The organism is Ochrobactrum sp. CGA5 (genome assembly GCF_006345815.1).
In the GTDB taxonomy this organism is placed as follows: domain Bacteria; phylum Pseudomonadota; class Alphaproteobacteria; order Rhizobiales; family Rhizobiaceae; genus Brucella.
In genome coordinates, this window is the sequence record NZ_VCIG01000043.1 from 129,533 (window position 1) to 152,736 (window position 23,204).

Here is a 23,204-nt window from a genome sequence, read left to right on the forward strand (position 1 = left end):
AGATGCTCCAAATCTATCAGGCTGCCGAGGCGCTTGTTGTGTTAGCAACAAGGCGGCGCAACATTTCTTCTGCCTGCGGCTCGCGTTCTGACCGACCAATAAAGCCACCGCCAAAGACACGGGCAGTGTTGCTCTCATCGGAATAAAGCACACAAGCCTGTCCTGGAGCGATTCCGCTTTCACCATCAACCAGCTCAACCCAGGTCTGGCCATCGGCATGGCGCAGCACAGCGGGGCGTGGCGGTCGGGTCGAACGAACCTTGGCGAACACTTCCATTCCGCTCTCAGGTAAATCCTTGATAGGCGCATCGCCCAACCAATTGATGTCCCGCAGGAAGACCTTGTGTGTTTCAAGCGCTTCGCGCGGACCAACGATAACCCGAGCATTGGCGGCATCGAGATGCACGACATAAAGTGGTTCACCCGTAGCGACACCAATACCACGGCGCTGACCGACGGTGTAGTGCACGATGCCATCGTGGCGGCCAAGTGTACGCCCGTCGATATGGACAATATCGCCCGGATTGGCCGCTTCCGGCTTCAGCTTGGAGATGATGTCGGAATATTTGCCCTGCGGCACGAAGCAGATATCCTGGCTGTCCTGCTTTTTGGCAACAGTAAGCCCCATTTCCTCTGCAATTTCACGCACCTGAGCCTTCGGTAGGTGGCCAAGCGGGAAGCGCAGATAATCGATCTGCTCCTGCGTTGTTGCAAACAGAAAATAGCTCTGGTCGCGGTCCGTATCGACAGGACGATAAAGCGCACGGTGCGCACCATTGACACGACTGCGGATATAATGACCCGTTGCCAGAGCATCGGCGCCAAGATCGCGTGCGGTCTGTAGAAGATCGGCGAACTTCACGGTCTGATTACATGAAACGCATGGAATTGGCGTTTCACCGCTGACGTAGGAATTCGCGAACGGGTCGATCACGGCTTCGCGGAAGCGCGCTTCGTAGTCAAGGACATAGTGCGGGATACCGAGACTTTCCGAAACGCGGCGGGCATCTTCGATGTCCTGTCCCGCGCAGCAGGAACCGGCGCGATGAACGGCTGCACCATGATCATAAAGCTGCAGCGTCACGCCGACGACATCGTAACCTTCACGTTTGAGAATCCCGGCCACAACAGATGAATCGACGCCGCCCGACATGGCGACGACAACACGCGTGTCTTCCGGCTTTCCCGGTAGATCGAGGCTGTTCAGGCTCATGATTGATTCCAGCTTCCGGGCAAGTGCCCTGCTTCTCAAAATTTAGGTTTCTGGGCCTATATAGGCTAAACTGCGGCAATTTGCCAAGGGTTCGGGAACAATCATCGTCCAGATTGCGACAGGCAACGCACACTTCCCCGCGAGATTTTCCGATCATATGCACCAAAAAAGCCGACAGCGGGGCGAAAGCGAATATTTTTTCAAGTCTTACCAGAGAGTTACCAGCTGCTTAGGTAATTTTTAAAGCTGTCAGGTTAGTCTCCTACTCGATTAGGTCCTTGAGTGTTGTGTAGAGAGTACAATGACCGATCTGGTAAGACCACGTATGAAATATGTTATCGGTCCTGATGGCAGCCCGCTGACCATCGCGGACCTCCCCCCCGCCAATACACGGCGCTGGGTCATCCGCCGCAAGGCTGAAGTCGTCGCCGCAGTACGTGGCGGGCTTCTGAGCCTTGAGGAGGCATGCCAGCGTTATACATTGACGGTGGAGGAATTCCTTTCCTGGCAATCCTCAATCGATGAGCATGGTCTCGCCGGCCTCAGGACCACCAGAATACAGCAATATCGTCACTAAGGCCGTTTCTCAATAGCCGAGACGGCCCTTGGAAGACGAGGATCATGGACTGAGCGGAACAAAACCTTCCGCGAACCGACATGGATCAACAAAACGAAAACCGGCCCACGTGGCCGGTTTTTATTTGCAGATTCTGTTCCTATATTGTGAACTTGATGCGTTGATCGGGGCACCTATTTGTTCAGGAGGATGGCATGAGCGGGACTATCGAGATTCGCAAGGAAGACAGCTCCGACGGTGGGCGTTATGCAGCTGTTCTTGACGGAAGCGAAGCCGAAATGACCTACACGAAGCTCGGTCCATCCCTCATCTCCATTGACCATACTTTCGTGCCGGATGCGATGCGCGGAAAAGGCGTCGCGCAGGCGCTTGCCAAGAATGCCGTTCTTGACGCGCGCCGCAGCGGATGGAAAATCATCTCGCGCTGCAGTTTCATGCATGCACAGGCTATGCGTCATCCCGACTGGTCGGATGTTTTCAGCTAGGCGTTGTTGCTAAAACGGGGCTTATTGCAGGTCGCGAATGCGGTGCGCCAGACTTTTGGAGCCGGACGTCTTTTCATTCTCTGCGTCAGATTTTTCTGCAGCCTCGATAATTGAATGGATCGGGGATTCCGGTCCTTCTTTTTTGGCGGTCGCCGCTACCATATGAGCGGCAAGTACGGCCATTTCTTCACGAAGCGCCGCATTCTCGCGTCGGATTTCCGCCAATTCCGGGTGTTCGTTAGCGCCAGCATTGCTGCGGCTATAACGTTCGATTTTCTCCTGAGCATCGGAAAGCTCGGACATCAGTTTCTCAAGCTTCTGCTGCAGTTCCTCGTTGCGCCGCTTTTCACTCTTCAGTGCCGTCTGCGCCGAGGTCAGCTGGGTCGAAACTTCATTGTAACGCGCTGCGGCTTCCTTGCGATCTCGACGCATTTCAGTCATCTCGTTTGTCAGACGGCTGTATTCCGTCTCGCTTCCACTTATCTCGATACGCAATGTATCGGCCAATCCCTCGAGCGCGCTATAGTGGCTCTGCATCCGTTCCAGTTCAGCCTGTAGGATTTCGGCTTTTTCAGCGGCCGTGTCGCGCATCGTCTCAGCCTCTTTCGTTACCCGCTCATGCTCCGCCAGTTGTTTCTCTATCTCCGTCTGGCTTCGTTCCAGGAGCGGAATGCGTTTCAGCTCTTCATATTGCCGCGCGAGCAAAACCTTCTGCTCCGCATTCTTCTGGCGTTCAAGCTTTAGCAATTGTTCCTGGCGGCTGACCACAACAGCGTGTTCCGCCCGCAGCCCGTCCCGGTCAGCACGTATTTCGGCTAGCGTTATCGGCAATTCCGCCTGAACCTGTCGGCGCGCCAGAAAAAAGGCCCGTCGCCAGACTGATGGGCCGAGCAAAACCACAACGAAAACCGCCACAAGAACGCCAAACATGAAAAAGAGAGCGGACTGGATCACGGTTTCAAATGGGCCCGAGCGGTTTCAGACAAGCAGTTACTATTCATAGTGCGCTGTCGACCGTCTTTCCAGTCAGCGAAATCAATCTCCGACTGAAAAGATGGCTTTGCGCAACTAATTCCTAGAACGGATTCCAAGTCGGCGCGGCGGAAAGCTTCAGATAACCGATATTCACGCCCAGCCGTGCACCCACACCGGTGCGGATCGGCACCAGCATGATGTTCTCACGCTTCAGGACATTGAAGCCGACACCCGCAACTACATAGGCAGAACCTGCAACGCCGGCATAACGACCGTAAAGATTCTGGATGTCATCTAGATTGTAGACAAGCATCATCACACGAGAGCCCTGCCCGCCGAAATCCCAGCCTAGCGAGGGCCCTTGCCAGAACGTTTTATGATCGCCCGCGTTCTTCGTATAGAGCGTACCTTCTCCATAGGTCAGGCCGCCGATGAAAGCGCCGGAACCTTCTTCACCAAGAATATAGCCATTGGGCAAACCAAAACTCTGGAACGCCCTCTCGACCGCGCTTGCTATACCGCCCGAAGTCGACCCGAAGAACCTGTGACCAGATGCAACGATTTCATCGGCAGTGTATGTGTTCTGCGCTCTCGCCTGATTTGGCAGAGCGATGAAAGAAACAAACAGCGCCGCAAAAAACGCAACGAAGCACGCTGCATTGCGGAACTTGATTTGCGACAGGGATTGTATGGCCATGTAAAATTCCTTTTGGCTCTCCGCTCCTCTGTCTGACGGCCCTGTTAAAAGCCTGACCATGTCTCTTCCGGACATTTCGGTCGAATCGCGCCTATTCTAGACCCAAATTTATTGTTCAAACCTTTAAGCCTCGAAATTGGCTTTACGAAGGCATGCGATATCGGCGCTTTTCCCACACTGATGTGAGAGAATACCAGGACGGTACCGGTGGAAAAGAGAGCTTTGTTGCGACGGTTCGATGGCGCGTGTATCCAGTTAAACCGATATTCCGGGCGATTCGCCCACCCTTCATGCAGCGTGCAAACTCTGGCTTTGCGAGCTGTTTCGTCAACCGATAACGGTCCGCTGTTCCGGCAAACCGGAACGAGCGGGATCGATCCGCGTTCCGGAGAAAACGCCATGCCAATGCCCGTTACCCTTTCTGCGCTCGACCTCGGTGCGCTTCTGTGCAGCAGGATCTGTCATGACATTATTTCGCCGGTTGGCGCGATCAATAATGGTCTGGAACTGTTGGAAGAAGGCGGAGCCGACGAGGACGCAATGGCGCTCATCAAATCGAGCGCCCGCAACGCCTCCGCCCGCCTTCAGTTTGCCCGCATCGCGTTCGGTGCAGCGGGCTCGGCCGGCGTGCAGATCGATACAGGCGACGCACAGAACGTTGCGACTGAATATTTCAAAAACGAAAAGCCGGAATTTAGCTGGGAAGGCACTCGCGTCCTTCTGCCGAAGAACAAGGTCAAGCTGCTTCTCAACATGCTTCTGATCGGCAATGCAGCGATACCGCGTGGCGGTTCTCTGGCCGTGCGCCTCGAAGGTGGAGAGGCCGAACCGCGTTTTATCATCACTGTGAAGGGCCGCATGCTGCGCGTTCCACCGAAGTTCCTTGAGCTTCATTCGGGTGCCGCTCCAGAAGAACCGATCGACGCCCATTCCGTCCAGCCCTACTATACGCTGCTGCTGGCCGAAGAAGCAGGCATGAAGATTTCCATTCACGCTACTGCGGAAGATATCGTGTTTTCGGCTGAGTGAGCGCGCCGGAGCGCGGGTCTAACCCGCGCTCATATTGGCAAACCGCAATAAACCTCTCTATCAGTCAGGCAATGCAATTCCGGTCAGGATATGCATCATAAGATATTCGTCGAAAGCGTTGCGGCCAGCGCACATTTGTGGAGGAGACTGCATGGCGAATGAACCGATTGCGGGCCATTGTCTGCTGGTTGACGACTCCTCCGTCATTCGCAAAGTCGCGCGCCGCATCCTTTCCGAAACCATTGCGGAGTTTGCTGAGGCTTCAACCGGTCGGGAAGCACTTGAAGCCTGTTTTTCGCACATGCCCGATATTGTTCTGCTCGACTACGATCTTCCTGACATGACGGCATTGGAAGTCGTGACAGAATTACGTGCCATGCCCGGTGGTGATCAACCGCGTATTATTCTGTGCCTTTATGAACTCGATGTGACTCGTATCATGCGGGCGAAACGCGCAGGCGCCAATGGCTATATCCTGAAACCGTTTGATCGCACCTACCTAACGGAACAATTTGCGGGCATTCTGTCCGCTTAGAGCATAAGCTGATTGGAACGAAGTCCGATGGAGCCGTGCTTTACAGCGTAATGCTTCGGGCACAATCACTCTCAAAAAAGCAAAAGCTCCGCCAAAGCGGAGCTTTTTACATTTCGGATCATTGAGCCGATCAGGCGCTTTCGCGCATTTCCGCATCTGGCTCACGCAGCACATAGCCACGCCCCCAGACCGTCTCGATATAGCTCTGGCTACCTGAGACAGCATCAAGCTTCTTGCGCAGCTTGCAAATGAAGACGTCGATGATCTTCAGTTCCGGCTCGTCCATGCCACCATAGAGATGGTTGAGGAACATTTCCTTGGTGAGCGTCGTACCCTTGCGGAGCGAAAGCAGCTCCAGCATCTGGTATTCCTTGCCGGTCAGGTGGACACGCTGGCCGGAGACTTCAACCGTCTTCGCATCCAGATTGACCACCAGCTCGCCCGTCGTGATAACCGACTGAGCGTGCCCCTTCGAACGACGCACAATCGCGTGAATACGTGCGATCAGCTCATCCTTGTGGAACGGTTTGGTCATGTAATCGTCGGCGCCGAAGCCCAGACCACGAACCTTGTCCTCAATACCGGCCATACCGGAAAGGATAAGGATCGGCGTCTTCACCTTGGACAGACGCAAGGTGCGAAGAACTTCATAACCAGACATGTCCGGCAGGTTCAAGTCCAGCAGGATGATGTCGTAATCATATAGCTTGCCGAGATCGATGCCTTCTTCGCCCAGATCGGTCGTATAGACATTAAAACTCTCGGACTTCAGCATCAACTCGATGCTCTGTGCGATAGCACTGTCGTCTTCAATCAAAAGGACGCGCATCTCTTATCCCCTTTCCGCAGCCGACCCGATGTCCCTCACGGCAGCACACGGAACTATCGTTGCCTTTGCATGAAGGTGCCAGCAAATGGTTAACAAAATATGATTCTGCTTGGCAAGCATATTTCTGCCCTATTTAGAAAATTCTCTTACGCGACTGAATCATAAAGACATTCTTTCTTTTAAGATTCTAAAGTATCGCATTAAGAATCTCCTCTAAGCGATTCATCTGACTCTAGCTTTCACCTGTTGCCGAAAAACAACATGAGGTTTACCGAGCCTTAAGTCCTAACACGTATGATTAACTTCGCCGGTAAAGGAATGGTTACCAAACAAGCGAATTCTTAACTTTTTGTTTCGCTTGCTGAGCCGTTTCGGAAGAACGGTTGCGATGATTTTCCCTTTAGGGTCTTGAATTCGCAAGAAGATTCGGGTGTGGGCCGGTTGCGTTGTGTCCGTTTACACCTGTTAATAAAAGTCGGGGGGAACGCCCCAACACATGAAAGCTGGTTGGTGTTCAAGGAGTATTGCGTATGAAGCCACGTGAAAGCCTGGTCAGGCTGAAACTGTTCCAAGTGAAGGAAAAGCGCCGTCAACTGGGCCAGCTTGACCTCATGATCGGCGAGTTCGAACGGATGGCCGGAGAACTCGACGCCCAGATTCTATCAGAAGAGAAAAAAGCTGGCATCACTGACATCAATCATTTCGCTTATCCGACCTTTGCCAAGGCTGCACGCCAGCGGCGCGACAATCTCTTCGTATCGATTCGCGACCTGATGTCCCAGAAGGAAGCGGCCGAAGCCGAATTGTCAGTCGCAGAAACCGAACTGACGAAAGCCGAAGCGCTCGAAGAACGCGACGGGGGCAAGGCCCCACGGGAAATGATTGAGCGTCCCGTAAACCAGCGTCGCGCCATGATTGGCTGATCGACGCGACCATAAAGTATACTCGACGCTGCTTTTGTAAAAAGCGGCGTCTTGCCGTTGTCTGTAAATACCTCGTTTCCCTCAACATATTGATATTTAGATATCAATGTTTCTCGAATGAAATCGGGTTTGCATAGCTCTCTCGCCAGATGTAGTGAGGAAGCGATGCACAAGACCTCCCCCTCCGGGCCGACCCCGCCCCCAAGCAGACTCAGCTTCAAGAACACAGCCAGACCGGTCCAATGGGTCTTTCTGGCTGGGTTCTCCGCTATTCTGATTTTCGCAGGGGAAGAGTTGCGGTTACCTGCCGCCATGCTTCTGGGCGCGATGCTCGGTGCAATTCTTATGGCCGCAGGCGAAAGCACGCTGCGGGTTCACCGCTGGCTGTCGCTTGGGGCACAGGGTGTCGTCGGCTGCCTTATCGCCCGCTCGATCACTGCTGAGTTTTTTGCCAGCATGGGACAGCACCTGCCTGTCATCCTGCTATCCGTCGGCTTTGTGCTGTTTACCAGTACTTTTATTGGCTACCTGCTCGCGCGATTTCGCATTTTACCGGGCACAACCGCCGTGTGGGGATCTTCTCCCGGTGCGGCTACCGCAATGACGCTGATGGCCGAAGCCCACGGAGCGGACGCTCGTCTCGTTGCCTTTATGCAGTATCTGCGTGTGGTGTTGGTTGCCACAGCCGCTTCTCTTGTCCTACGCCTCTGCACTGGCGTTGAAACCGTTGCGCCCGCCGAAATCGTTTGGTTTCCTCCCATCGATTGGTCCACCCTTGGACCGACATTATTTTTGATCATCGGCGGCTCGTTCCTTGGAGAAATCCTCCGCATTCCGACGGGCGGCATGCTCGTGCCGCTCATACTGGGTGCGTTGCTTCAGGACACCAGCTTCCTCACCATAGACCTGCCGCCATGGTTGCTCGCAGTCAGCTATCTGCTCATCGGCTGGCGCATCGGCCTCGGCTTCTCGCGTGCCATCATCGCTCATGCCGCACGTGCCTTTCCGGCGGTGCTGGCATCAACATTGCTGCTCATTGCCGTTTGTGGGTTGTTTGGCATGGCGCTCGGTCACGTGCTGGGCCTTGATCCGTTAACCGCCTATCTTGCCACCAGTCCTGGCGGCGCCGATACTGTTGCGATTATCGCAGCCTCGAGCAATGTCGATTTGCCCTTTATCATTGCCATGCAGACCAGCCGCTTCTTCATCGTGCTTCTGGCAGGCCCTGCCATCGCCCGCTTTGTTGCTGCGCGCATTGATAAGCGGACCATGAAAAAGAACCTCTAACAGCCCAATTGCCGGAGCTGGCGGGACCGTGTTAGGTTTTCGGCATGACACAGGTTTGCACCCATCTCATGTTTCAGGGCAGTGCAGGCGCAGCTCTGGAAACATATCGTTCGATCTTTCCCGACTTCCTGATCGAGTCGATCAAAATCTATGACGAAGCAAGCGGCAGTCCCGGTAAGGTGCAGATCGCACGCGTGACCTTCGCCGAGCACCGGTTGATCGTGATCGACAGCCCCATTTCGCATCAGTTCGACTTCAACCCATCCGTATCGCTTTTCATCGACTTCCATGATGAGGAAAGCCTGACCAGTGCCTTTGAAAAGCTTTCAGACGGTGGCGAAACACTGATGCCACTCGACAATTACGGTTTCAGCAAGCTTTTCGCCTGGATCAAGGACAGATACGGCGTTTCCTGGCAGTTGAACTTGCAAGCCTGACAAATAAAAAACCCGGCTTTCGCCGGGTTTTCGTCAAGCAGATTGAAAAGCTGATCAGCCCTTCTTGCCATGGAAACCACGGATAGCGCCGATGATCTTGTCGTGATCTGCTTCCGATAGATAGGGGTGCATCGGCAGGCTCAGAATGCGGTTCGGCAGGCTTTCCGAAACCGGCAGTCCACCCGGCGCAACCGGATAATGCTTGTATGCCGTCTGTTGGTGTAGCGGCTTAACATAATAGATGACCGAAGGAATGCCTTCCGCCTGAAGATGCGCCTTCAGGCCATCGCGGTTTTCGCTCTCGATAGAATATTGAGCCCATGCCGAACGGTTGCCGGCCGGAAGGGCGGGAACCTTGACGACATCTTTCAACGCTTCATTGTATCGCTTGGCGATGCGGTCACGCGCTTCCATTTCGTCTTCCAGGATCGCAAGCTTTTCCAGAAGAATAGCAGCCTGGATCGTGTCCAGACGCGAGTTGATACCAATGCGAACGTTGTCGTACTGGGTTTCGCCCTTGCCGTGGAACAGAACCGAACGCAGCGTGTCTGCCAATTCGGCATCGTTGGTGAACATGGCACCGCCGTCGCCATAGCAGCCTAGAGGCTTTGCCGGATAGAAGCTCGTCGCACCGACATGGCCGAATGCTCCGCACATGACATTGTCACGCTTGCCGCCGATGGACTGAGCGGCGTCTTCGATCACGAACAGGCCTTCGCGGTCGGCAACGGCGCTGATGCGGTTGTAGTCGGCAGCCAGACCGAACAGATCGACCGGGATGATCGCCTTCGGCTGCAGGCGGCCTTCCTTGCGGATAGCGGCGATCGCAACTTCAAGCTGCTCGACGTTCAGGTTGTACGTGTTCGCATCTACGTCAACGAACACCGGCTCTGCGCCGACCAGCGCAACAACTTCCGCCGTGGCAGCAAAGGTGAAGGACGGAACGAATACTGCATCTCCCGGACCGATACCGCGTGCCATCAGAGGCATCTGCAATGCATCGGTGCCGTTAGCGCAGGCGATGACATGCTCCACACCCAGATATTCGCCGAGCTTCTTTTCAAATTCGGCCACTTCCGGTCCAAGAATATAACGGCCTTCCGCAACAACCTTGGAAATGGCGGCATTGAGACGGTCTTCGATACGCGCGCGCTGCGCTCCAAGATCAATAAACTGCATGTTGGCTCCAATATATCTGGCCCGCACAAACGGATATGCGAATCCTCGGCAACCTATTTATTCGCTTGCGACCAGCCCCGCTATGGCCAGAGCGTTCAAAGTTTTGCGATTCCTGTAACACCGCTTGACACAGTTCACACGAACCGCGCGGCTTCCCTTTAGCGTGGGTGCCGGATGGTGCCTTCCGTGAGGATACGCAGCACACTGATCGCTTCCTTACCATCCGTACGCGGCTTTTCGCGCGTCTCGATGCAATGCAGGAAATGCTGCAATTCACGTGTCAGCGGCATGCCTTCCTCGACCGGGATATAGACCGGCTCTACGGATTTAAAAGACCAGTGGTCGTTTTCTCTCCAGACTTCGTGATTGTAGAGCGCAAGCTTGCGATCCCATGGCTCGCCGTCATCAAACACAGCCATACCCTTTGTGCCGGTGACTGTCAGGCGGCGCTCACGGTAGGCGTTCAGGCGCGACGCAAACAGGTGTCCGCGGATGCCATTCGGAAAATCGAGATGAAGATGGGCGATGTCGGTAAGATGATCGAGCGTCGCGACGCCCTCTCCACGAACCGCGCTGGGCTCCTCTCCGGTGATGGCCAGAATCATCGAAAGATCGTGCGGCGCAAGATCCCACAGGGCATCAAACTCGCTATGGAACTTGCCGAAGCCGACGCGATGCGAGTGCACATAGCGAATGTCACCGAGTTCGCCGCTCTTAGCCATGTCGAGAAGCTTTTCAAAGGCCGGATGGAAACGCAGCACGTGGCCAACCATGAACACGCGACCGTTTTCGCGGGCGGCTTCCACTTCGGCTTCCGCAGCCGGAATGTCGAGAGCGATCGGCTTCTCGACGAGAACGTCTTTGCCGTTCTTCACTGCCTGTATGGCATATTGTGAATGAAACTGCGCTGGCAGCGCTAGGACAATGCCGTCAATGTCTGGACGCGTGAACAATTGATCCACGGGAACACTGGGAACACCGAACTCGGTCGCGAAGCGTTCCGCCTGTTCGGCCTTTGAGTCGGAGACTGCCTGAAGGGCACCGAGGCTCTTCAGGGTACGAATGTGATTGCCGCCCCAATAGCCGCAACCCAAAACCGCAATACGAGGTGCCATAAAACTATGCCTTTGCTGATGCAAAGTTCCTTATCGGTGCAAATGATAGAAAACAAGACGAAAGCTATGCGAAGAGTGCTTGACAGCTTTTCATTCCGCACATATACCGCCGCCATTCCTTGCAGGAACAATGATCTGCCTCGCCGGAAACGGCGATCATTAAATTGTCTCTGTAAAGCGACGCATGGCGGAGTAGCTCAGTAGGTTAGAGCAGAGGAATCATAATCCTTGTGTCGGGGGTTCGAATCCCTCCTCCGCTACCATCGCCCTCGCTCTCCAGACATTTGTACCATATTCACATAGCTTGACCGGCTATTGGTGCGCTTTATGTTGTGCACGTCATTGTTTAACGTCGGCACGTTCATGCAAATTATCGCTCTCGATCATGTTCAACTGGCAATGCCTGAAGGTCAGGAGCAGAAAGCGCGCGATTTTTATGGCTCGATCCTCGGCTTTGCGGACGTTCCAAAGCCTGAGAATCTCGCGGCTCGTGGCGGTTGCTGGTTTGAAAAGGGAGCAATCAGGCTTCATCTGGGTGTCGAGCGCCCTTTCTCGCCCGCACGCAAGGCGCATCCTGCATTTCTGGTCGATGACCTGCACGAAATGATTGCACATCTGACGCGAGCAGGCATCGAAACAATCGTGGACGAGCCGCTGCAAGATTATGATCGTTGCTACATCCACGACCCATTCGGCAATCGTATCGAATTGATGCAGACGATAGCCTGACGGCAATAGCCATCAGGCTATAAGTTTTAATTTGCTGCAGCAGCGATAATACGACAAAGTCCTTCGCGCACCACCGGCTTGCTGGTCGCCTGCCCCGCCTGAATACTGAAGATTGCATCGACGCGGGTGCCCTTACCCTGTGCCCGTGCGGTGACGCGCAAGGTCTGGACACGGCCCGATCCGCTCGTCTCCTGGAAAGCATCTATGGAAGCCAGCTGCTTGTTTACCTTGATGCCAGAGAAACCTTCGGCTGCGACAGCTTGCGCCAGGCGCTGCAAGGCGGTCGACGATTTCACACCAGCGAAGTTTTGCGTCGAGCGATAGCTCACTGCTGTTACAAGTGGAACACCCTCGGACTTGAAATTCTGTTCGCACGAAGCAGCAAAGCCTGACCCGACTGTCATCAGGGTCAAGAGACCCGCAACCAAGAATACCCGCATTCAACTCTCCCTCAAATATGTTAGAAAATTAGAATATTAAATCGCGGCCGCGGCTTCGCCAACGGGAAGCTGATGTTCGTGCGGCAACACTTCACTGGATTGTAATCGGCGCACCGACTATATCCACCCTAAGTCCGCTTTCCGACCCGGAGACATCAGACAGCGATCATGCCCATTCTCATCAATCAGCCTCATCCGTCCATTGATCCAGCCTCCATTGAGAAGCTGGTGGCCACTTTCTACGGACGCGCACGCGAAGATGAAGTAATCGGGCCGATCTTTGCCAATGCGGTTCATGATTGGGACCATCACATCGCGCAAATCGCTGCATTTTGGTCTTCAGTTATCCTCAAGACCGGCAGCTATGAAGGGCGCCCCATGGCGCCACATCTCAAGCTAGAGCTAAAGAACGAACATTTCGACCGTTGGCTCGACCTTTTCGAGAACACAGCCCGCGAAATATTCCCTGCGGAAGCAGCGATCATTTTCATTGATCGGGCTCGACGCATTGCCGACAGTTTTGAAATGGCAATCGCCACCAATACGGGCCAGATTTCCGCGCCACGGCATTCACGCCGACAGCTTTAACCAAAACAGAGCGCAACTCTTGCGCGCAATGCGACATATCTTGTCATCTAATATTTAACTATATAAGCACGTCCACAGAATAGGCGGGCTACAGTTCAGTCACGTCAACAGAAAATAAAGGCTTGTGGGAGCACAAAAAGCCAAACGCACGCTGGTATGTTTGCGATGTCACTAAAATTCGCGACATAGCACTTGCATAGAGGGGCAGAATTTCGAACAGTTGCCGCAGCTTTTTTGAACGCGAGATAGATCGCGTATCGTGGCAACCAGAACGTGAAGCTTCGACTTGAGCGGATATGCAGGGAGTTAGACTATGAATGAATCCATTCGCGAGCTTTTGACCAAGGTCGGCGGACTACCGGGTCCAGTGGCGGACATTGCCGATGACGCCGATCTCTACAGTGCAGGTCTGTCGTCCTTTGCCTCGGTGCAGCTCATGCTTGGTCTGGAAGACAAGTTCGATATCGAGTTTCCGGAGCAATACCTTAATCGCAAGTCTTTCGCGAGCATCAAGGCCATCGAACAGACGATTACCCAGATTCTCAAGGACAAAGAGGCCGCATAATGAATGCCGGGGCGGGGAACAGTCTTTCAGAGCGCGTGGGCCGCGTTGCAGCCATAGCGGGTAAATTTTCCGATAGCGTCGATAAGGAAAGCCGCTTCCCGCGTGAAGCTATCGATGCGATGAAGGCCGAAGGTCTGCTTGGCATTCAGGTGCCGACCGATCTCGGCGGCGAAAGCGCAGAAATCGATCAGATTGCGGAACTATGCTGCATTCTGGGCCAGTCTTGTGCGTCGAGCGCAATGATTTTCGCCATGCACCACATCAAGCTTTCGAGCCTGGTGGAGCACGGCCAGACAGTCGAATGGCATCGGGACTTCATGCGCCAAGTTGCAAAGGACCAGCTTCTGCTTGCCTCAGCTACGACCGAAGGCGGCATTGGCGGTGATCTCCGCAACTCGATCTGCGCTATCGAGATAGAAGGCGATATTTGCCGTCTGGAGAAGAACGCCACCGTTATCTCCTATGGCTCTCACGCAGATGCCATTCTGATCACATCACGCTCCCACAAGGATGCAGCATCGTCGGATCAGGTGATGACCGTGTTCCTGAAAGACCAGTACACGCTTGAAAAGACGCATGATTGGGACACGCTTGGGATGCGGGGCACCTGCTCGGAGGGATTTGTGTTCCGTGGCGAAGCCGACAAAGTGCAGATCCTGCCCCATCCATTTGCCGAAATCGCAGCACAATCCATGCTGGCCCAGTCGCATACACTGTGGAGCTCGCTCTGGTATGGCATCGCGGTCGATGCGGTCAACCGGGCACAGGCATTCGTGCGCGCCGCCGCGAAGCGCAATCCAGGAGCACCACAGCCTGGTGCCTTGCGCGTAGCCGAAGCGTCCAACATGCTTCAGATGCTGAAGTCCGAAATCGTCGCCTGCCTCAAGACGTATCGCGAAGCAAAGCACGATCGGGACAAGCTCGCCTCGATGGGCTTTGCGATTGCAATGAACAATCTCAAGATTGCCGCGTCACAGTCGATCCTTCAGATCATCAATCACGCCATGCTTGTTTGCGGCATCATGGGCTATAAAAACGGCACGCCTTTCAGCCTCGGACGCCATTTGCGTGACGCGCATTCCGCACAGCTGATGATTTCAAACGAGCGCATCCTTGGCAACACTGCCACCATGCTGCTCATTCACAAACAGAACACCAGTCTTTTGGGATAGTTGCCATGGATGCTCAGAGATCATTTCTAGACCGGCTTTTTGATTCCGGTCTCCTGATCGACACCGGCGTAGAAGGTCTTTACGGGCGCTCCGGCCAGTTTGAAGATGTCATTCAGGCATTTGAACGCCTGATCGATCGCACCGGAGGCAATGATGGCGCCGAAGCCATTCGTTTCCCGCCCGGTATGAACCGCGCTTTTTTTGAGAAAAGCGGCTATATGAAAAGTTTCCCGCAGTTGGCCGGCACCGTGCACAGTTTCTGCGGTTGCGAGCTTGACCACGTCAACCTCATCAAGTGCATGGATGAAGGCAAGGACTGGACGCTGGAGCAGAAGGCGACAGACATCGTGCTGACGCCTGCGGCCTGTTATCCGCTATATCCGACGATTGCGAAACGCGGACCGTTGCCACAAGGCGGTGGGCTTTACGATCTGCAATCCTATTGCTTCCGTCATGAACCGTCAGTTGACCCTGCCCGCCAGCAGCTCTTCCGCATGCGTGAATATGTGCGCATGGGTACGGAATCGGATGTCATGTCATTCCGCCAGCTCTGGATCGACCGCGGCACTGAAATGATGAAGAAGGTCGGGCTGCCGGTGGAAATCGATGTTGCCAACGATCCTTTCTTCGGGCGTGCTGGCAAGTTGCTGGTCAACAACCAGCGCGATCAGAACCTGAAATTCGAACTTCTGATCCCGATCACCAGCGTCGAAAAGCCGACCGCCTGCATGAGCTTCAACTATCATCAGGACCAGTTCGGCGTGAAATGGGGCCTCACACTTGATGACGGTGCCGTGGCACACACGGCTTGCGTCGGCTTTGGGCTGGAGCGCATCGCGCTGGCGCTTTTCCATCATCACGGTCTGGATGTTGAAATCTGGCCTGAAAATGTACGCAAGGAATTGTGGGGCTGATCGCGGCTATGCAGGCTGTTTTTCCGAACATCGCGCCCGACCGTTACACGCCGCACGCCTTGCATGCCCAGACACGCGTCTGGCCGGAAACCAACTGCTACGTCGATCTTTGGATCGAAGTGTTGGCAACGTTGGGCGTCGCCCCCGAAGCCATGCTCGGCTTCACGCTCACACAGGATTTCGAGGGCGACCAGTTCACCTTCTTCAAGGTTCCGCTGGAAGACCTCGAAGCCCTTTACGGCGTGCGGGCGACGGAGCTTGCGATTTTCGATCATGTGGAAAGCCATGTCGCCGCGCAGATCGCGCGTGGACGTCTCTGCATGATCGAAATGGACAGTTACTTCATGCCGGATACGCATGGCGTCAGCTACCGCACCGAGCACGGCAAGACCACCATTGCCATCAATCGCATGGATATTGAAAACCGCTCGCTGGATTATTTTCACAATGGCGGTTTCTATCATCTCGAAGGTGAAGATTTCGACGGCGTCTTCCAGCGTCATCTGACGGAAGCCGACCTGCCCTTCCTGCCCTATACGGAGTTCGCCAAATTTCCGAAGATTGTGCCGGATGAAGCGCATCAGCGGCGTGTCGCCGAAATTCTTCTGCCACGCCATTTTGCCCGCAGGCCGAAGGAAAACCCGATCCGCGCCTTTGCCAGCGTCTTTCCTGCTCAGGTCGAAGCAATTGCGGAACGCCCGTTCGGCTTCTTCCATAAATATGCATTCAACACGCTGCGCCAGCTCGGCGCAAATTTCGAACTTGCGGCAAGTCATCTCGACTGGCTCGGGCAAGGCACGCGCTTTGCAACAGCCTCGGCAGATGCCTTGCAGATCGCGGAGACGGCAAAGGCTGTTCAGTTCCAGCTTGCCCGGGCCGTGATGCGCAAGCGGTTCGATGCATTGGCCGGGACGCTTCAACCGGCAGCGGATGCATGGGATCGGCTGATGGTGGCGCTTGCAACGGAAATGGGTCGCGATGCAGCTTGAGCTGAATCCGACCCGCCGCCCGCTCTCGACTGGTTGGCAGCTTATCATCACCGGTGCGGATGCGGCGCAAACACCGCATGACGCCAGGTCCGCTGACAGCATCGATGATGCTCCCGTGCCCGGAACAGTGGCGGAAGCCTTGGAAAACTCGGGACGCTTCCACCGCAACAATCCCGTACAGCTCGACAATCAGGACGCCTGGTATTTTCTCGATCTTGAGGAGATGCCCGGCCCCGCCACGCTCCATTTTGGCGGGCTTGCCACGATATGCGACGTCTTTTTCAATGGCGAATTGCTGCTGCAAACCGAGAACATGTTTCTTGGCCATGACCTGCCCGTCATTCTGACCGGCAGGGACGAGCTTGCGCTCTGTTTTCGTGCGCTTGCACCCCGCCTCAGCCAAAAAGGCCCTCGTGCTCGCTGGCGCACACAACTGATGAATACGCAGGGTCTACGTCTTATCCGCACGACCGCCCTTGGCTATATGCCGGGTTGGTGCCCTGAAGTGCACGCCGTCGGTCCATGGCGTCCGATTACCATCAGCCGCCCGGATGCCGAAACCATATCCGACGTGGCCATTCAGGCGAGACTGACCGAAGCCGGCAATGGCGAACTTCAGGTGAGTTTTATCTATAACGGCAAAGCCGAAACGCTCTCACTGCTTTGCGCGGGACAGAAAGCTGCCTGCATGCGTCATACCGGCGATCAGTGGATAACAAAGCTGACGCTTACCAATGTCGAACCGTGGTGGCCGCATACGCATGGCAATCCCACGCTATACAATGTCGAGCTTTCAATCGACGGTGAACGACGCCTGCTCGGGCGCACCGGCTTTCGCAACATCGCAGTTGATCGCGGACCAGATGGGAAAAGCTTTGCACTAAGGATCAATGGCGAGAAAGTCTTCAGCCGTGGTGCGGTTTGGAGTTCTGCGGATATCGTTAGGCTTCCCGGCGCACGCGCCGACTACGAACCATGGCTGAAGCTCGCGCAGGAAGCCGGCATGAACATGCTGCGGCTGAGTGGTATCACTGCCTATGAAACCTCCGATTTCTATGCGATTTGCGACGAGCTGGGTATCATGGTGTGGCAGGACTTTATGTTCGCCAATTTCGATTATCCGGTGAAGGACGAAGCATTTGTCGCAAAAGTGCAGGCTGAGGCATCTCAGCTTCTGGCCGCTGTCGGATATGCACCGTCGCTGACTATCCTCTGCGGCGGCAGTGAAATCTACCAGCAGGGTGCAATGATGGGCCTGCCGGAGGCAACTTGGAAAGGCCCGCTTACCGAAGAAATCCTGCCAGGAATTGCAGGCAAGCTATGCCCGGAGATTCCCTATGTGCCAAACTCGCCCTGCGATGGCGCCCTCCCCTTCATCAGCAACAAAGGCGTCAGTCATTATTACGGCGTCAGCGCTTATTGCCGTCCGCTAGAAGATGCGCGGCGCGCAGAAGTCCGCTTTGCAACCGAATGTCTGGCCTTCTCTAACGTGCCCGAAGCGCGCACGCTGAAAGCCCAACTCGATGTGCCACCGGTTCATGATCCGCGTTGGAAAGCGCGCGTACCCCGCGACCGTGGTGTGTCCTGGGATTTCGAGGATGTGCGGGACGCCTATCTGGAGATGCTGTACGGCTATGATCCAACGCGGCTGCGACGTGAAGATGTGGAACAATATCTCCACCTTTCCCGCGCTGTTACGGCGGAAGTAATGGAAACGACGTTCGCCGAATGGAGACGCCCGGGAAGCACCTGTTTCGGCGGACTTCTCTGGATGTTTCAGGACCTGTTGCCCGGCGCCGGTTGGGGCGTGATCGATGCCACCGGCGAGCCCAAGCCCTCATGGCACGGCCTCAAGCGTGCCTTCCGTCCACAACAGGTCGCCTTGACCGATGAGGGCGTCAACGGCCTTGCGATCCATGTTTTGAACGAATGCGACGAACCCATCGATCTTTCACTTGAACTGGCATGCTTGCGCGCCGGTTCGCAGCCGGTGGTTTCCGGTCGTCGCGACCTTTTTATGGCTGGCCGCTCGGCAATTACGATTGCTGCAACGGATCTGTTTGGTGCCTTCTTCGATGTCACTTACGCCTATCGTTTCGGTCCTCCCGCGCATGACGTGACCATTGCGCGACTGAAGCGTAATGATACGACGATTGCCGAGGCATTTCATTTCCCACTCGGACGAAAGACGGCCTTTCACGACGCCGCTATCGAAGTCATACCTGTCGAAGAAAACGGGAACTGGTTCCTCGAGCTCAAAACACCGGTTCTGGCCCAGTCGGTCAGCATTGATGCAGGTAACTGGCGGGCGGCGGAGAACTGGTTTCATCTTGCTCCCAACGTGACGAAACGCATCGCCCTTATTCCGCGTCATGCAGCGCCGGGAAAACCGTCTGGAGAAATTCGCATCGCCGGATCGTCGCGGATCGTCTGGTTCTGATTACTTCAGAGCCAGAGAGCGTATCTGGTCGATATAGATTTCGCGTGAGTGATCAGGTGTCAAGTTATGATCGGCATTCGGAATGATGGCAACCGAAACATTGTCAAATCCTTGAACGCCAGTGCCCGCCTGATCGAAATAGAAATTAAAATGCTCGCGACCGACGTCCTTCTCAGCGTAGACGAGCGCCAGCGGAACCCTACGTTGCTTCAATTCGTCAAAAGCCGAATAGACCGTCCGCCCCTCCACTGTACGGCTACGCAGTAGCTTACGCGCCAGCCTGCGGACACGCCCTGCAACCCCGCGCGTGAGATTGCGCAAAATCGCACGGAAATCCAGTTCCCCGCGAAACAGGCGCTGGAATGTTTCGGCACGCAGCGCGCGACTGCCATAGTCTTCCAGCGTACGATTACCTTCGCGGACGGCATCTTCCACCGAGCGTCCGGGTGACCAGTAGAAAGCCACCGGATTGACGAGAACCGCACCTGAAATACGCTCGTCCTTGACCGCGCTACTGAACCCCAGAAGTGCGCCGCTGCACCGCCCAGCCACAATGGGGCGGCCCCAGCCAATAGCGTCGAGATGGTCGAGAGCTTCGGCAACGTCCGCCTCTGGTCCGTTGGTATAAAGCACCTGATCCGGCATCCCCGGATTAGGCGGGCTGTCGCCCGCATTCGCAATATCAAAGCGCAGTGACGCTATCCCTTCTCGCGCAAGCTTGCGTGCCATGCTGACGGTCGTGCGCCCCCATCCGACACGTCGATCGTAAGCGGCGGAGAGAAATAGAACCGTCCTGCCGCGCCGTTCTCCCTCAGGTGCGCAGAGAACGCCTGAAAGGCGATTGCCTAGGCCGAAAGATATCGCCGTTTCGACAAAACCGTCACCAGTCAAAGTGCCGCCGAGAGCACTTTCATCCGGCTTGTTCCCCACGATCTGCGACCCCGCCAGACCTGCCACCCAGTCGACAAGCCGACCTGCAAGTTCCACAGGCAGACGCGAAATGACCGGGTTCGAAATCAGCTTGTCGTAATCGGCAAATGCCTCGACCGTTACATCCGCGCCGAGCGCTTCCAGATGCGTTGCCAGTTCGGCATCGTTCGGGCGATCCGTCCGCGCCAGCAAAAGGCATTGGGGTGCAGGCTTCGTTGCCAGCGACAGAAGATTGATCTTCTTCACATCGGCGGCCACTTCCGGCTGCATTGTCAGCGACGCGATGGAAACGCTGTTCTTGATCCTTTGCTCCTGCGTCAGTCCTAGATCAGCATCGACCATGCTCGACCAGACAGCCAGTTCGCGGGTATAGAAGCGTCCGGAAATGACCGGTGCCAAAAGTGCCAGGGCCACGATGTCTTGGATCCGTGATGCCGTTTCGGCAGCAACCGCTGCGCCAAGGCTCTGTCCAATGACGATGACGCGGCTTGCCCCCGACAGCTCACGCGCCTTACGGGCAGCTTCACAAAGTGCATTGCGCCAGAGTTCAAGTCCTTTGGAAAAATCGATGTCGTCGCGCCCATCTCCCGTACCGGGCCAATCGAAACGGAAGGAACCTATTCCCCGCACCGAAAGCCGGTCGGCGATGATGCGCCAGAATTTGCGTGTCGTACAAAGCTCTTCCAGCCCCCAAGGGCTTGCAAACACGACAACAGTATCAAGAGATTGGCCGACAGGCGCTTGATAAAGGCCCAGCGTGTCGCAAAAGACGACAGGGCTGGCGGCAGACCGCACAGCATTTCCCGATTGCCTGAAGGATGTTGATGTCTCGTTCTCCATCCTGTCGCCCATGCCTGATACATCCCATCACAGAAACCACATCTTGCAATAATGGAAATCAAGCACGGCACCAAGGATTTATCGCATTGATTGCGAAAGCTTGCCCCCGCCGGGCATCAAGCGCAGCAGGGTTGCAACAGGTAGAGAGCGAATCTTCCATAAAGCAAAGCAGCTCAGGAGATAGGAATTAAGCCGCTGGCTTAGTCTTTTCGCCTTCCAGCAGTTTTTCATGACGCAGAAGCATACCGTAGAGGTCGCGCGGCTCATCTGGATCAGCCAGCAAATCAAGCTGCTCGTAGAAGCCCGTATCTTTCAGCTTGTCACGTACATAACGCAGCGCAGAGAAATCTTCCGTTGCAAAGCCTACCGAGTCAAACAAAGTAATCTGACGTGCGTCCTTGCGGCCCACCGTTTTGCCAGTAATAACTTCCCAAAGCTCATTGACCGGATAATCGTCCGGCAGTTGCTGGATTTCGCCTTCAATGCGGGTCTGCGGCGGATATTCGACGAAGATATCCGAGCGACGCAGAATATCACCGTGCAGTTCCGTCTTGCCGGGGCAATCGCCGCCAACCGCATTGATGTGAACGCCAGCACCAACCATATTGTCGGTCAAAATCGTTGCATTCAATTTATCGGCGGTAACGGTTGTGATGATTTCCGCCCCCTCAACAACCTCCTCAACATTTTTGCAGATCACAACCTCAATACCAGTGCCCTGAAGATTGCGCGCGCATTTTTCCGAAGCTGTACGGTCGATATCGTAAAGACGCAGCTTGTCTATACCAACGATCGCCTTAAAAGCCAGCGCCTGAAATTCGCTCTGCGCGCCATTCCCGATAATCGCCATCGTGCGGGCATTTTTCGGGGCAAGATGCTTCGCTGCGACCGCCGATGTTGCAGCGGTGCGCAATGCGGTCAGGATCGTCATTTCGGTCAACAGCATTGGATAGCCGTTGCCTACATCCGAAAGCACACCAAATGCCGTGACTGTCTGGAGACCGTCACGCGTATTCTTGGGATGTCCATTCACATATTTGAAACCGTACAGCGTACCGTCGCTCGTCGGCATCAGTTCAATCACGCCCTCATCGGAATGTGAGGCCACGCGCGGCGTCTTGTCAAAGCTTTCCCAGCGGCGGAAATCCTCTTCCACATAGTCGGCGAGTTCTTTAAGGAAGGTTTCTACGCCGACGGAAAGCACCAGCTTCATCATATGATCAACGCTGACGAAGGGGACGATATTGAGGTTTGGTTGGGTCATTATTGCTCCTTGAGCGCATCCCGAAAAGTGCGAAGCGATTTTCGGAACAAGATGCGCGTAATACAATTAGCTTGAGCATTCCACCACCGAATGAACCCATCCGGCGCGTCACGAATGCGGCCTCCTGAACTCAGTAATTGATGGTTGGACGGTCCATGACACTGCGGCCCAGCAGGCTCGCCATCAGATCGACCATCACGGTTGCGGTACGCCCGCGTTCATCGAGAAACGGATTAAGTTCAACGAGATCGAGGCTTGTCACCAGTTCACTGTCATGCAGCATTTCCATAATGAGATGCGCTTCGCGGAAGGTTGCACCGCCCGGAACCGTGGTGCCGACAGCGGGCGCAATAGACGGTTCAAGGAAATCAACATCGAGACTAACATGCAGAAGACCGTTTTCATCCTTCACCCGCTGGAGAAAGCGGCGCAATAAGGCCGCCACACCGTGCTCATCGATAAGGCGCATGTCATAGACGGCAACTTCGGTCTGCTTGATCGCAGTGCGTTCTGCCGGATCAACACTGCGAATACCCATCATACAAACATTGGCGGGATCAATTGGCGCCGCCAAGGCCGGAAAATAGCCCTCAAAGCCCTTCTGTCCCGTGTAATAGGCAACAGGCGTGCCATGCAGATTACCACTGCCCGTCGTTTCCAGAGTATGGAAGTCCGTATGTGCATCGAGCCAAAGCACAAATTGCTTGCGCCCCTTTTCAGCGGCACGGCGCGCGATGCCCGGAACGGTGCCCGCAGCGAGCAGATGATCGCCACCGAGGAAAATCGGAAACCCTTCTTCACTCTCACGATAAGCGGCTTCGCTGATTGCTTCGATCCAGGCCACAGCTTGTGGCAAAGCCTTGATCACTGGATTGGGATGAAACACCGGACGCAATTGAGCCGGGGCCAGATTGCCAAGATCGGTAAACTCGTGACCAAGTTCACGAATAGCTTCCGCAATGCCAGCGGCACGATAACCGTCTGGACCCATATTGCAGCCCAGACGCCCTGTACCTTCCTGAACAGGCAATCCCAATATCTTGCAATGCATA

The 23,204-nt window shown here is 55.1% G+C and carries 24 protein-coding genes and 1 tRNA gene; 15 read left to right on the top strand and 10 right to left on the bottom strand.

Annotated elements, in window-relative coordinates; genetic code table 11:
• Positions 1-16: 16 nt before the first annotated feature.
• Positions 17-1,213, bottom strand: coding sequence for a tRNA 2-thiouridine(34) synthase MnmA (mnmA, locus tag FJQ48_RS21175; protein WP_180350275.1), 1,197 nt, complete (start codon positions 1,211-1,213; stop codon positions 17-19).
• A gap of 301 nt (positions 1,214-1,514) precedes the next feature.
• On the opposite strand from mnmA, the gene FJQ48_RS21185 reads away from it, so the two are divergent.
• Positions 1,515-1,790, top strand: a complete 276-nt coding sequence (locus tag FJQ48_RS21185) for a DUF1153 domain-containing protein (RefSeq protein ID WP_139976896.1) — start codon at positions 1,515-1,517, stop codon at positions 1,788-1,790.
• A 194-nt stretch (positions 1,791-1,984) separates the two neighbouring features.
• Positions 1,985-2,275: a GNAT family N-acetyltransferase gene (locus tag FJQ48_RS21190; protein WP_139976897.1), complete on the top strand. Its 291-nt coding sequence runs from the start codon at positions 1,985-1,987 to the stop codon at positions 2,273-2,275.
• 21 nt (positions 2,276-2,296) lie between these two features.
• Here the strand turns inward: FJQ48_RS21190 and FJQ48_RS21195 are convergent, their stop codons facing one another.
• A complete protein-coding gene (locus FJQ48_RS21195) occupies positions 2,297-3,205 on the bottom strand; it encodes a hypothetical protein (RefSeq protein WP_180350280.1) in 909 nt (302 codons plus the stop codon).
• A gap of 145 nt (positions 3,206-3,350) precedes the next feature.
• Positions 3,351-3,947, bottom strand: coding sequence for an EipA family protein (locus FJQ48_RS21200; RefSeq protein WP_139976899.1), 597 nt, complete (start codon positions 3,945-3,947; stop codon positions 3,351-3,353).
• A 399-nt stretch (positions 3,948-4,346) separates the two neighbouring features.
• Here FJQ48_RS21200 and FJQ48_RS21205 point away from each other — a divergent pair, with 399 nt between their 5' ends.
• Both FJQ48_RS21205 and FJQ48_RS21210 read left to right on the top strand, forming a co-directional pair.
• Positions 4,347-4,976, top strand: a complete 630-nt coding sequence (locus tag FJQ48_RS21205; protein ID WP_139976900.1) for a histidine phosphotransferase family protein — start codon at positions 4,347-4,349, stop codon at positions 4,974-4,976.
• A 151-nt stretch (positions 4,977-5,127) separates the two neighbouring features.
• Positions 5,128-5,511, top strand: a complete 384-nt coding sequence (locus FJQ48_RS21210; protein ID WP_139976901.1) for a response regulator — start codon at positions 5,128-5,130, stop codon at positions 5,509-5,511.
• A 130-nt stretch (positions 5,512-5,641) separates the two neighbouring features.
• Here the strand turns inward: FJQ48_RS21210 and ctrA are convergent, their stop codons facing one another.
• The gene (gene ctrA, locus FJQ48_RS21215) at positions 5,642-6,340 is read right to left on the bottom strand and encodes a cell cycle two-component system response regulator CtrA (RefSeq protein ID WP_139976902.1); all 699 of its coding nucleotides are present in this window, start codon (positions 6,338-6,340) and stop codon (positions 5,642-5,644) included.
• A gap of 530 nt (positions 6,341-6,870) precedes the next feature.
• Here ctrA and FJQ48_RS21220 point away from each other — a divergent pair.
• The 3 genes from FJQ48_RS21220 to FJQ48_RS21230 all read left to right on the top strand — a co-directional run bounded on the left by FJQ48_RS21220 (position 6,871) and on the right by FJQ48_RS21230 (position 8,987).
• Positions 6,871-7,263, top strand: coding sequence for a flagellar export protein FliJ (locus FJQ48_RS21220; protein ID WP_139976903.1), 393 nt, complete (start codon positions 6,871-6,873; stop codon positions 7,261-7,263).
• A 165-nt stretch (positions 7,264-7,428) separates the two neighbouring features.
• The gene (locus tag FJQ48_RS21225; RefSeq protein WP_139976904.1) at positions 7,429-8,550 is read left to right on the top strand and encodes an AbrB family transcriptional regulator; all 1,122 of its coding nucleotides are present in this window, start codon (positions 7,429-7,431) and stop codon (positions 8,548-8,550) included.
• A gap of 44 nt (positions 8,551-8,594) precedes the next feature.
• Complete coding sequence (locus FJQ48_RS21230) at positions 8,595-8,987, top strand: VOC family protein (RefSeq protein ID WP_139976905.1); 393 nt, start codon at positions 8,595-8,597, stop codon at positions 8,985-8,987.
• Positions 8,988-9,041: 54 nt separating this feature from the next.
• Here the strand turns inward: FJQ48_RS21230 and FJQ48_RS21235 are convergent, their stop codons facing one another.
• The gene (locus tag FJQ48_RS21235; RefSeq protein WP_139976906.1) at positions 9,042-10,166 is read right to left on the bottom strand and encodes a DegT/DnrJ/EryC1/StrS aminotransferase family protein; all 1,125 of its coding nucleotides are present in this window, start codon (positions 10,164-10,166) and stop codon (positions 9,042-9,044) included.
• 158 nt (positions 10,167-10,324) lie between these two features.
• Positions 10,325-11,281, bottom strand: a complete 957-nt coding sequence (locus FJQ48_RS21240; RefSeq protein ID WP_139976907.1) for a Gfo/Idh/MocA family oxidoreductase — start codon at positions 11,279-11,281, stop codon at positions 10,325-10,327.
• A 186-nt stretch (positions 11,282-11,467) separates the two neighbouring features.
• Between FJQ48_RS21240 and FJQ48_RS21250 the strand changes: the two genes are divergently transcribed.
• A tRNA-Met gene (locus FJQ48_RS21250) sits at positions 11,468-11,544 on the top strand.
• 100 nt (positions 11,545-11,644) lie between these two features.
• On the top strand, positions 11,645-12,010 hold the full coding sequence (locus FJQ48_RS21255; RefSeq protein WP_139976908.1) for a VOC family protein: 366 nt from the start codon (positions 11,645-11,647) through the stop codon (positions 12,008-12,010).
• Between the two features lie 26 nt (positions 12,011-12,036).
• Here FJQ48_RS21255 and FJQ48_RS21260 read toward each other — a convergent pair whose 3' ends face one another.
• Positions 12,037-12,450 carry a hypothetical protein gene (locus FJQ48_RS21260; RefSeq protein ID WP_139976909.1) on the bottom strand — a complete coding sequence of 138 codons (414 nt, stop codon included), beginning with the start codon at positions 12,448-12,450 and terminating at the stop codon, positions 12,037-12,039.
• A 168-nt stretch (positions 12,451-12,618) separates the two neighbouring features.
• On the opposite strand from FJQ48_RS21260, the gene FJQ48_RS21265 reads away from it, so the two are divergent.
• The 6 genes from FJQ48_RS21265 to FJQ48_RS21290 all read left to right on the top strand — a co-directional run bounded on the left by FJQ48_RS21265 (position 12,619) and on the right by FJQ48_RS21290 (position 19,118).
• Positions 12,619-13,038, top strand: coding sequence for a group III truncated hemoglobin (locus FJQ48_RS21265; protein WP_139976910.1), 420 nt, complete (start codon positions 12,619-12,621; stop codon positions 13,036-13,038).
• 313 nt (positions 13,039-13,351) lie between these two features.
• Positions 13,352-13,603, top strand: a complete 252-nt coding sequence (locus tag FJQ48_RS21270; protein ID WP_139976911.1) for an acyl carrier protein — start codon at positions 13,352-13,354, stop codon at positions 13,601-13,603.
• Positions 13,603-14,775 (top strand): acyl-CoA dehydrogenase family protein, encoded by a 1,173-nt coding sequence (locus tag FJQ48_RS21275; RefSeq protein ID WP_139976912.1) that lies wholly within the window; start codon positions 13,603-13,605, stop codon positions 14,773-14,775. The genes FJQ48_RS21270 and FJQ48_RS21275 overlap by 1 nt, the downstream gene beginning before the upstream one ends.
• Positions 14,776-14,780: 5 nt before the next feature.
• Positions 14,781-15,689: an amino acid--[acyl-carrier-protein] ligase gene (locus FJQ48_RS21280; RefSeq protein WP_139976913.1), complete on the top strand. Its 909-nt coding sequence runs from the start codon at positions 14,781-14,783 to the stop codon at positions 15,687-15,689.
• An 8-nt stretch (positions 15,690-15,697) separates the two neighbouring features.
• Positions 15,698-16,678 (top strand): DUF1839 family protein, encoded by a 981-nt coding sequence (locus tag FJQ48_RS21285; RefSeq protein ID WP_139977081.1) that lies wholly within the window; start codon positions 15,698-15,700, stop codon positions 16,676-16,678.
• Positions 16,668-19,118: a glycoside hydrolase family 2 protein gene (locus FJQ48_RS21290; RefSeq protein WP_139976914.1), complete on the top strand. Its 2,451-nt coding sequence runs from the start codon at positions 16,668-16,670 to the stop codon at positions 19,116-19,118. Before FJQ48_RS21285 ends, FJQ48_RS21290 begins: the two co-directional genes overlap by 11 nt.
• Here the strand turns inward: FJQ48_RS21290 and FJQ48_RS21295 are convergent, their stop codons facing one another.
• From FJQ48_RS21295 to rocF, 3 genes are all read right to left on the bottom strand, one after another.
• Entirely contained in the window at positions 19,119-20,843 is a 1,725-nt protein-coding gene (locus tag FJQ48_RS21295; RefSeq protein WP_247870436.1) for an alpha/beta fold hydrolase, read from the bottom strand.
• A gap of 232 nt (positions 20,844-21,075) precedes the next feature.
• Positions 21,076-22,152, bottom strand: a complete 1,077-nt coding sequence (locus tag FJQ48_RS21300) for an ornithine cyclodeaminase (RefSeq protein WP_139976916.1) — start codon at positions 22,150-22,152, stop codon at positions 21,076-21,078.
• A 130-nt stretch (positions 22,153-22,282) separates the two neighbouring features.
• Positions 22,283-23,203 carry an arginase gene (rocF, locus tag FJQ48_RS21305; protein ID WP_139976917.1) on the bottom strand — a complete coding sequence of 307 codons (921 nt, stop codon included), beginning with the start codon at positions 23,201-23,203 and terminating at the stop codon, positions 22,283-22,285.
• Position 23,204 lies beyond the last annotated feature (1 nt).

Bases quoted from the DNA above. Each gene is read 5' to 3' on its own strand.
- FJQ48_RS21280 (WP_139976913.1), top strand. From the start codon at position 14,781: ATGGATGCTCAGAGATCATTTCTAGACCGGCTTTTTGATTCCGGTCTC.
- FJQ48_RS21270 (WP_139976911.1), top strand. From the start codon at position 13,352: ATGAATGAATCCATTCGCGAGCTTTTGACCAAGGTCGGCGGACTACCG.
- FJQ48_RS21220 (WP_139976903.1), top strand. From the start codon at position 6,871: ATGAAGCCACGTGAAAGCCTGGTCAGGCTGAAACTGTTCCAAGTGAAG.
- FJQ48_RS21225 (WP_139976904.1), top strand. From the start codon at position 7,429: ATGCACAAGACCTCCCCCTCCGGGCCGACCCCGCCCCCAAGCAGACTC.
- FJQ48_RS21185 (WP_139976896.1), top strand. From the start codon at position 1,515: ATGACCGATCTGGTAAGACCACGTATGAAATATGTTATCGGTCCTGAT.
- FJQ48_RS21195 (WP_180350280.1), bottom strand. From the start codon at position 3,205: ATGTTTGGCGTTCTTGTGGCGGTTTTCGTTGTGGTTTTGCTCGGCCCA.
- FJQ48_RS21235 (WP_139976906.1), bottom strand. From the start codon at position 10,166: ATGCAGTTTATTGATCTTGGAGCGCAGCGCGCGCGTATCGAAGACCGT.
- ctrA (WP_139976902.1), bottom strand. From the start codon at position 6,340: ATGCGCGTCCTTTTGATTGAAGACGACAGTGCTATCGCACAGAGCATC.
- FJQ48_RS21275 (WP_139976912.1), top strand. From the start codon at position 13,603: ATGAATGCCGGGGCGGGGAACAGTCTTTCAGAGCGCGTGGGCCGCGTT.
- FJQ48_RS21210 (WP_139976901.1), top strand. From the start codon at position 5,128: ATGGCGAATGAACCGATTGCGGGCCATTGTCTGCTGGTTGACGACTCC.
- FJQ48_RS21300 (WP_139976916.1), bottom strand. From the start codon at position 22,152: ATGACCCAACCAAACCTCAATATCGTCCCCTTCGTCAGCGTTGATCAT.
- FJQ48_RS21200 (WP_139976899.1), bottom strand. From the start codon at position 3,947: ATGGCCATACAATCCCTGTCGCAAATCAAGTTCCGCAATGCAGCGTGC.
- FJQ48_RS21265 (WP_139976910.1), top strand. From the start codon at position 12,619: ATGCCCATTCTCATCAATCAGCCTCATCCGTCCATTGATCCAGCCTCC.
- FJQ48_RS21230 (WP_139976905.1), top strand. From the start codon at position 8,595: ATGACACAGGTTTGCACCCATCTCATGTTTCAGGGCAGTGCAGGCGCA.
- FJQ48_RS21255 (WP_139976908.1), top strand. From the start codon at position 11,645: ATGCAAATTATCGCTCTCGATCATGTTCAACTGGCAATGCCTGAAGGT.
- FJQ48_RS21290 (WP_139976914.1), top strand. From the start codon at position 16,668: ATGCAGCTTGAGCTGAATCCGACCCGCCGCCCGCTCTCGACTGGTTGG.
- FJQ48_RS21285 (WP_139977081.1), top strand. From the start codon at position 15,698: ATGCAGGCTGTTTTTCCGAACATCGCGCCCGACCGTTACACGCCGCAC.
- rocF (WP_139976917.1), bottom strand. From the start codon at position 23,203: ATGCATTGCAAGATATTGGGATTGCCTGTTCAGGAAGGTACAGGGCGT.
- FJQ48_RS21240 (WP_139976907.1), bottom strand. From the start codon at position 11,281: ATGGCACCTCGTATTGCGGTTTTGGGTTGCGGCTATTGGGGCGGCAAT.
- mnmA (WP_180350275.1), bottom strand. From the start codon at position 1,213: ATGAGCCTGAACAGCCTCGATCTACCGGGAAAGCCGGAAGACACGCGT.
- FJQ48_RS21190 (WP_139976897.1), top strand. From the start codon at position 1,985: ATGAGCGGGACTATCGAGATTCGCAAGGAAGACAGCTCCGACGGTGGG.
- FJQ48_RS21205 (WP_139976900.1), top strand. From the start codon at position 4,347: ATGCCAATGCCCGTTACCCTTTCTGCGCTCGACCTCGGTGCGCTTCTG.
- FJQ48_RS21260 (WP_139976909.1), bottom strand. From the start codon at position 12,450: ATGCGGGTATTCTTGGTTGCGGGTCTCTTGACCCTGATGACAGTCGGG.